This window comes from Burkholderia sp. Leaf177 (assembly GCF_001424345.1).
Taxonomy (GTDB): domain Bacteria; phylum Pseudomonadota; class Gammaproteobacteria; order Burkholderiales; family Burkholderiaceae; genus Caballeronia.
The window spans coordinates 815,525-823,040 of the sequence record NZ_LMPF01000001.1 but is presented as its reverse complement, the minus strand read 5'-3'; the positions used below and the strand labels follow the sequence as shown (position 1 = coordinate 823,040).

The following is a 7,516-nucleotide window of genomic DNA, read 5'->3' as shown; positions in this document are numbered from 1 at the left end:
TGTTTAGACCGGAGACATGGTTGACACTTGTACGGGGACATAGCTGACACATTTTCATAGTGAGGTCGGGGGCTGGTTCAGGTCAAGTTCCATCACCCGATGTTGATAAAAATAGAAATCGAACACTCCGTCTTTTTCGGCATTGGGTCGCGCTGCAAGGCTCAGTTTCTCCAGTGATCGCGAGACCTTGAGCTCGCGTCCCCGGAACGTAAAGCGGCCATGCCAGTCCACTTTCACGATCTCGTCGTCGGGACCGTATTCCGGTTCGGGAATCGTGCTGGGCCAAACCCGCGTACTGGGCCGATACCGCTTGACCGGCGTGCTCATGCCGATGCCCTCATGCGGGCGCCGGTTGTTGTAAAGCTCGCGCCAGCGCTCGAACTCCGTTTGCGCCTCGCGATGCGTCATGAATGTCCGCCCGGCCAGCACCTCGGCCTTCAGCGAGCGATGAAACCGCTCATTCTTGCCGTTCGTCTGCGGATGATACGGACGGCTGTAACTCACCCGAATTCCCAATCGAATCAACCAGATAGCCAGCTCCGTCAATTGGCCGAGCTGGCGCGATGCGCCCCACGGYGCGCCGTTATCGGTATTGATCTGGCGCGGCAGCCCGTAGGTGGCGAACGCCCGTTCCAGATGGGCTTGCACGGTCGCGGTCGTCTCGAACGCGCACGCYTGCAGCACCACGTTAAAGCGTGAATGGTCATCGATCACGGTCAGCGGATGGCACCGGCCTTCGCCCACGGTAGCAAAGTGGCCCTTGAAATCCATCTGCCACAACTCGTTGGGCTGGTCTCGCTCGAARCGCCGCCACGCGGTGGCATCGGCCGATGCTCGCGGCGTAATCCTGTCGTGCCGATGCAGGATCCCGGTAATCGTGCTGGTGGCCGGCGGCGGCACCGGCGTCTGATCGCGCAGGAACCGGGCGATTTTGCGCGCGCCCCAGGCGGGATTGCGCGTGCGCACGCCGAGCACGTGCTGCTCGAGCGCGGGCGGGGTGATCGATGGCGAGTGCAACGGCCGGCGTGACTGATCGGCSAGTCCTGCGATRCCGTCTTTTTTATATCGATTGAGCCATTTGTAGCCGGTCTGGCGGCTCACGCCGAAGCGTCGGCACAAATCGGCAAAGGGCACGCTTTGATGCAAAGCGAGTTCGACGAACTCCTGGCGCAGTTTCATGGTGTCTCGCGGGTTCCACGGCATGGTCGGATTCGAGGCAGTTGGACTGCCCGAAAGTGTCAACCATGTCTCCGCACACCTGTCAGCTATGTCTCCGGTCTAAACAGCGCGGGTTCCACGGCATGGTCGGATTCGAGGCAGTTGGACTGCCCGAAAGTGTCAACCATGTCTCCGCACACCTGTCAGCTATGTCTCCGGTCTAAACACAACGGCGAAAAAGAAACGAAGCAAAGAAAACGCCTCTCCACCGCTAATTCTTAACTGTCCACAGCGTGCAGTTTTAACAGGGTGGTACGCAAGAAGCACCCTTAGCGCATAGCCACGTCCCGCTGAAACCCTCCCCCTCCGTATTCCTACATCCACACGCTTCGCCACCAGTGTTCTCGGGCAAGTTCTAAGGCCCATATGACTTGGTACGCCCTATATTCTTCGTCGCGTTCTGCATGCTTGGTTGAATGGCAGTTTCTCGGGATGGGCTCTGAAACATTTTGAACAGCGCCTTAAAACGTAAAAAGCAGCGGGACGGCTTGGCCGGCTCGCTGCTTTTTACTTCTCAAATACTTTGGTCAGGTGCGGATAAAATCCTCGCCCATCAGCCAAAGCGATTCTTCCAGTTGCTGCTCATTCAGGTTGACTCCATCCCCGCCGCGGTCAACCACGATGAAGTCACTCACTTCATCAAGCGCTATCAACGGATGATGCCAAACACCTTTCGCATAATTCACGCCCTGCCATCCACGCGTTACGAACGCCCGGATGGCCGATGGCTTCAACTCGCCAGCCGGCGCAACCACCACCAAGTACGGACGGTCATTTAGCGGCACAAACGCCTGACTCCCCAACGGGTGCCGCTCAAGCATCAATACCTCGAACGGCAATACGCGCGGCTGCCCGCGAAACAGGTTCACGAGCGGACGGCCACCCTCGTCTTCCACATCGATACGAGCAAGATCGTGGAAACGCATCGTTGTCCCAAGGTTGATCGGGATCTGCTTTGCACCCTCAAGCTCGATCACATCACCGAACTGCTCGAAGGCTGCCTTGGTCAACGGTTCAATCGCCAGCTTTTTCATCGTGGAACCTGCTTCGTATTCAAAATAATCACGCCAGCGTACCGAACAGACGCAACCGCGATACACCGCCATCAGGGAAAATATTGAATCGCACATGCGTCACCGGACCCAGCGCAGCAATCTCGGATTCAAACCCGTGCTGCTTGTCCATCTGCAACTTCTGCTCACCAAGCAAAACCGGCCAGAACATCGCCTGCGTCACGAGCGAACTGTCCGTGCCGCCCGTCACATAAGCTGCCTGCAGCGAACACCGGTCAGGATAATTACCCTTGAAGTGCGCCGTATCGACTTCAATCTTTTTGATCACGCCCGGCTGCGCCAAAGCCACGATGCACCAGTCGTTGCCCGGCTCACGACGCCGCCGCGTCTCCCAGCCATCGCCCATGTTCACACCGCGGCCCGGCATCAGCAAGGTCGACGCCAACCCAAAATGCTGGTTGTTCGTGCCAACCAGATACGCACCGTTCTCCATGGCGGCGAGGTCGAACAATTCGCTGCGGCTCGCGCTGCTCCAGTCGAGCTGCGGCTGACCATACACGCGCAAGCGCGCAATACCACCATCGGGATAAATGTTGACGCGCAAATGCGTGAACGGCTGCTCGTTCGCGACGTCGACGTAATGGTGCGTGTTGCCCTGCAACGTCATGGACGGAACCACTTCAGTCCACTTCGTCGACTGGTTCGGCGCGCCATCGGCCACATGCGCGCCTTCAATGGAAGCGGCCGGCGGGAAGTTGCCGGTGAAATGGCTGGTGTCGATATCGAATCCCTTGATCACGCCCGGCCGCGCCAGCTTTACCACGCACCAGTCGTAGCCACTCACGCGCTTGCGGCGCGTTTCCCAACCATCCATCCACTTGCCGTTGTTATCGAATTTTCCCGGGATGAAAACAGCCGGCTCCGGATTCAACATGCGCTCTTTCGGCGCGAAAAAATCATCGCTGGATTCGAGCGCCTGCGCGCCAAGACGCGGGTCCGCGAGGTTCACATACCGGCGCGTGAATTCGGGGGCGTTGGGATCGAGTGTCGGAATGGACATGAGGTTCCTTGAATGAGTTGAAGGCGGCGTGCGCGGTTCAAACGACGATCAGATCGTCGAGCCTGAAGCGCGCTATCCGGTAGATTTGCTGCAGACTTTCGCGCAACTCGACATCGCGGCTGTGATGCAACCGCGCCTGAAAGTTGGCGATGATGCCGTGACGATCAAACCCGCGCACGGCCAAAATAAACGGAAACCCAAACTTCTCGCGATAACCCGCATTAAGCGCCTGCAACGTGTCGAACTCTTCCTGCGTGCACAAATCAAGACCGGCGCCGCTCTGCTCGCGCGTGGATTCGTGCGTGAGTTCGCCACGCACCGCAGCCTTGCCCGCAAGCTCGGGGTGAGCGTTGATCAACGCAAGTTGCCGGGCGTCGCCGGCGGTATCGACGATTGATGCCATGGTTTTATAAAGCGCGTCGATACTCGCAAACGGCCGCTTGCTGACCGCTTCCTCGGCAACCCATCGCGAGTGCTCGAAAATGCCAGAAAGCACGCCGACAAAATCATCCGCGTTCAACGCGTTCAATTGTTCCAGTGTCATTCGTGCGTTCGTGATCATGCGGTCGCTCCGGCAATTCCTGCGTACGGATGATGTTCGCGCCAGTGACGCGCGATATCCACGCGCCGTGTGACCCACACACGATCATATTGCTCGATGTGATCGAGAAAGCGCTGCAGCGCGCGGAAGCGCCCGGGGCGCCCGAGCAACCTGCAATGCATGCCGATGGACAACATCTTTGGCGCCTCGCTGCCTTCTTCGTAAAGCACATCAAACGCGTCGCGCAAATACACGAAGAATTGCTCCGCCGTGTTGAAACCCTGCGGCGTGGCGAAACGCATGTCGTTGGTGTCGAGCGTATAAGGAACGATCAAATGCGGGACCTTCGCGCCGCCGCTCACTTGCACGTCCATCCAGAACGGCAGGTCGTCGCCGTAATAGTCGGAGTCGTAGAGAAACCCGCCATGTTCGGCCACCAGCCTGTGCGTGTTGGGGCTATCACGTCCCGTGTACCAGCCAAGCGGTTTCACGCCCGTTACGCGCTCGATGGCTTCCATGCCAAGACGCATGTGCTCCGCTTCCTTCTCGGGCGCCATGTCCTGATAGTGGATCCATCTATATCCGTGGCACGCAATCTCATGCCCCAGTTCAACGAACGCGCGCGCGAGATCCGGATGACGTTCAATCGCCATGCCGACGCCAAACACGGTCAGTGGCAAGCCGCGTTTTTCGAACTCGCGAAGAATGCGCCACACGCCCGCACGCGATCCGTATTCGTAGATGGATTCCATGCTCATGTGACGCGACGGATAAGCAGCTGCGCCCACGATCTCCGATAAAAACTGTTCGGACGCAGGATCGCCGTGCAGCACGCAGTTTTCTCCGCCCTCTTCGTAATTCAGCACGAATTGCACGGCAATGCGCGCATTCCCGGGCCAGTTCGGCTGCACGGGATATCGGCCATAGCCAATAAGGTCGCGTGGGTAATTCGATTCGTTCGACATGGCTGGATCAGTGCGTGGAAGTCGATGGAGCCGCGCACGGTGCCTAAAGGACCTTAAACCGGACCCTGCATTGGACCCTGCGCGACGATAGGCCAGTTTAGCGAAAACACATGGCCGCGCCCATATTCATACGCAGATATTGCGGGTCAGGCGGCAGGTATGATCTTCGTTTGCTTAAAACGTTATACCCGCGTTATACCGGTCACTTAGGGCTGTAGATTGCCAGGTCGCCATCGTATTGCTTGCGCAAAGGCCGCGCATAATCGCCGCACTTGGCGGTTTTAAGCTTTAGCGAAATTAACGCCTCTGCCCATTTGACCGCAGTCGTTACGCCTTCTATTACCGGCGCGCCAATTGCATCTTCGATCTCATGGCAAAACTCGGCCATGCCGGCGCAGCCCAAAACGATGGATTCCGCGCCGTCTTCAGCTAAGGCCTTGCGGCACTCATCGATAATGATTGAACGCGCTTCGGAACCCGGAATATCAAGGTCGAGCACGGCGACATCGGTAGCGCGGACATTTTTGCAGAAACGCTTCATGCCGTATCGCTCGGCAAGATGCCACGACATCGTGCATGTGCGCTTGAGCGTAGTCACCACGGAAAAACTCGGCGCGATCACGCTCGCGGCATGCATTGCGGCTTCCGCTATGCCTATGACCGGACCGCTAGCCAGCTCGCGCGCCGCATAAAGCCCGGGGTCACCAAAGCACGCGATGACGTAACCGTCCATGCCCTCTTTCTCGCCTTTCTCTATTTCCTGCAGCAATGCTAAAGAGGCAAGCGCTTCATCGTAATAACCTTCAATGGATGGCGGTCCCATCGACGCGCTGACCGATATGATTTCCGTTCCATTCGATGCAACCTCTTTAGCGCAGCGATCCATTGCGCGCGTCATGCGTTCAGTCGTATTCGGATTGATCAGTTTGATGCGCATTTCTACCTTCTTATCCGTGTGGAGATCACAATCACGCCACGCAGGAAAACGCGCGGCATGACGGCTCTTCAAGCAAAATTCGACACTGATTTTTTGTCCGCGATGATCCAGTAAAACAAGCCGCCCAATCCCGCGCCGATAAACCACGAGAAGTTAGCCGAGCCCTGCAATGCAGGAATCATCACGCACGCAATTGCGATTGCAGCAGCGGGAAGCAAGGCCGAAACCGCGCGCCAGTTCACGCCGTTGCTGTACCAGTAGCGTCCCGTTTCCGACGTGGTGTACAACTCCTCTACGTTGAACTTGCCACGCTTCATCAGATAGAAGTCCACGATCAGCACGCCATACAACGGTCCAATAAAACTGCCGAGCACATCGAGCGTGTAGTGGATCACTGCGGGGTTGTTAAAGAGGTTCCACGGCGTGATGAAAATCGATGCCACCGCCGCCATCATCCCGCCCATGCGCCAGCTGATCAGGCGCGGCGCGACGTTGGAGAAATCGAATGCCGGCGAAACAAAATTAGCGACGATATTGATGCCGATGGTCGCTATCGTGAAGGTCAAAGCGCCGAGGATAACCGCCGTCGGCTGGTCGATACGGCCGACGGTTTCAACCGGATCCGTGATCAGTTGACCAAACACCGGCAAGGTCGCGGCAGTTGTCACAACGGTAACCAGCGAGAACGCGAGAAAGTTGACTGGCAAGCCCCAGAAATTGCCGCGCTTTACGCTCTTATAGCTTTTGCAGTATCGCGAGAAGTCACCGAAATTAAGCATCGGTCCGGAAAAGTAGGACACGACCAGCGAGATTGCCGTGATCATCACAGGGACCACTTCCATGCCGTGATACTTCACCCCGCCAAGGTTCAACCCAATGTTGCGCCAGCCCGCACGCCACACCATGTACCCCGCGAGAATAAACATCACCACATAAACCGCCGGTCCCGCAAAGTCGATGAACTTCTTGATCATCTCCATGCCGCGCCAGAATACGACCGCTTGCAGAACCCACAGCAACATGAATCCTGCCCAACCGAGCGCGGATAACCCGGCAAAACCGTGGTTATGGACATCGGCATAAGGCATCCATTGCGGCATGAATTTGAGCAGCACGATCACGAGCGCGCTGGAAGCCAGAAACGTCTGGATGCCATACCATGCGACCGCGATCAACCCGCGAATCACGGCGGGAAGATTCGCGCCAAGCACGCCGAACGTCGCACGGCATGCGACTGGATAAGGAACGCCGGCCTGCTGGCTCGGCTTGGCGATCAGATTGCAAAGCACGTTCACGATACCAATGCCGACCAGCAAGGAAACGAGCACTTGCCAGCTCGTCAGGCCTAACGCGAACAAGCTGCCAGCGAAAACGTAGCCGCCTACGCTGTGCACATCGGACATCCAGAAAGCGAAGATGTTATAAGCGCCCCAAGTTTGATGTTTAAGGGGCGCGAGGTCGTCGTTATAAAGACGATCGCTATATCCGGCCGGATATTCGGGGTCCTGGTTTGAATCGTCGTAAGCGGGTAATGCAGCACTGCCAGGGGTCGCGCTGAACTGAACCATGACTTCTCCTTGAATGAACTCGGCAATGACGCCGCTTGAGGTCGTCGACTTCTGCGGCTTCGTCGTATGGCTACAAGGCGCCTTCGCACGAACTTTGCGGGCGTTCTTATCGTCGATTCGTTTAGCGATCCGGGCCGCTTGTGAGAATTGGCGCGGCTGCAATCTTTCTATTCAGCACGCGCGTTCACGCGCATGCGTCCAGGAAAAAGCATGG

The 7,516-nt window shown here is 57.4% G+C and carries 7 protein-coding genes; all 7 read right to left on the bottom strand.

What is annotated here, in order from left to right:
- Nucleotides 1-54 precede the first annotated feature (54 nt).
- The 7 genes from ASG35_RS03745 to ASG35_RS03715 all read right to left on the bottom strand — a co-directional run bounded on the left by ASG35_RS03745 (nucleotide 55) and on the right by ASG35_RS03715 (nucleotide 7,302).
- Nucleotides 55-1,203, bottom strand: coding sequence for an IS481 family transposase (locus tag ASG35_RS03745; RefSeq protein WP_056352776.1), 1,149 nt, complete (start codon nucleotides 1,201-1,203; stop codon nucleotides 55-57).
- Between the two features lie 542 nt (nucleotides 1,204-1,745).
- Nucleotides 1,746-2,252: an ureidoglycolate lyase gene (locus ASG35_RS03740; protein WP_056352981.1), complete on the bottom strand. Its 507-nt coding sequence runs from the start codon at nucleotides 2,250-2,252 to the stop codon at nucleotides 1,746-1,748.
- 28 nt (nucleotides 2,253-2,280) lie between these two features.
- Nucleotides 2,281-3,291 carry an allantoicase gene (gene alc, locus ASG35_RS03735; protein ID WP_056352774.1) on the bottom strand — a complete coding sequence of 337 codons (1,011 nt, stop codon included), beginning with the start codon at nucleotides 3,289-3,291 and terminating at the stop codon, nucleotides 2,281-2,283.
- A gap of 37 nt (nucleotides 3,292-3,328) precedes the next feature.
- Complete coding sequence (uraD, locus tag ASG35_RS03730; protein WP_056352773.1) at nucleotides 3,329-3,853, bottom strand: 2-oxo-4-hydroxy-4-carboxy-5-ureidoimidazoline decarboxylase; 525 nt, start codon at nucleotides 3,851-3,853, stop codon at nucleotides 3,329-3,331.
- A complete protein-coding gene (gene puuE / locus ASG35_RS03725) occupies nucleotides 3,850-4,797 on the bottom strand; it encodes an allantoinase PuuE (RefSeq protein WP_056352772.1) in 948 nt (315 codons plus the stop codon). The genes uraD and puuE overlap by 4 nt, the downstream gene beginning before the upstream one ends.
- A 202-nt stretch (nucleotides 4,798-4,999) precedes the next feature.
- Nucleotides 5,000-5,734 carry an aspartate/glutamate racemase family protein gene (locus tag ASG35_RS03720; protein ID WP_056352979.1) on the bottom strand — a complete coding sequence of 245 codons (735 nt, stop codon included), beginning with the start codon at nucleotides 5,732-5,734 and terminating at the stop codon, nucleotides 5,000-5,002.
- A gap of 68 nt (nucleotides 5,735-5,802) precedes the next feature.
- The gene (locus tag ASG35_RS03715; RefSeq protein ID WP_056352771.1) at nucleotides 5,803-7,302 is read right to left on the bottom strand and encodes an NCS1 family nucleobase:cation symporter-1; all 1,500 of its coding nucleotides are present in this window, start codon (nucleotides 7,300-7,302) and stop codon (nucleotides 5,803-5,805) included.
- Between the last annotated feature and the right edge of the window lie 214 nt (nucleotides 7,303-7,516).

Bases quoted from the DNA above. Each gene is read 5' to 3' on its own strand.
- ASG35_RS03740 (WP_056352981.1), bottom strand. From the start codon at position 2,252: ATGAAAAAGCTGGCGATTGAACCGTTGACCAAGGCAGCCTTCGAGCAG.
- alc (WP_056352774.1), bottom strand. From the start codon at position 3,291: ATGTCCATTCCGACACTCGATCCCAACGCCCCCGAATTCACGCGCCGG.
- uraD (WP_056352773.1), bottom strand. From the start codon at position 3,853: ATGATCACGAACGCACGAATGACACTGGAACAATTGAACGCGTTGAAC.
- puuE (WP_056352772.1), bottom strand. From the start codon at position 4,797: ATGTCGAACGAATCGAATTACCCACGCGACCTTATTGGCTATGGCCGA.
- ASG35_RS03720 (WP_056352979.1), bottom strand. From the start codon at position 5,734: ATGCGCATCAAACTGATCAATCCGAATACGACTGAACGCATGACGCGC.
- ASG35_RS03715 (WP_056352771.1), bottom strand. From the start codon at position 7,302: ATGGTTCAGTTCAGCGCGACCCCTGGCAGTGCTGCATTACCCGCTTAC.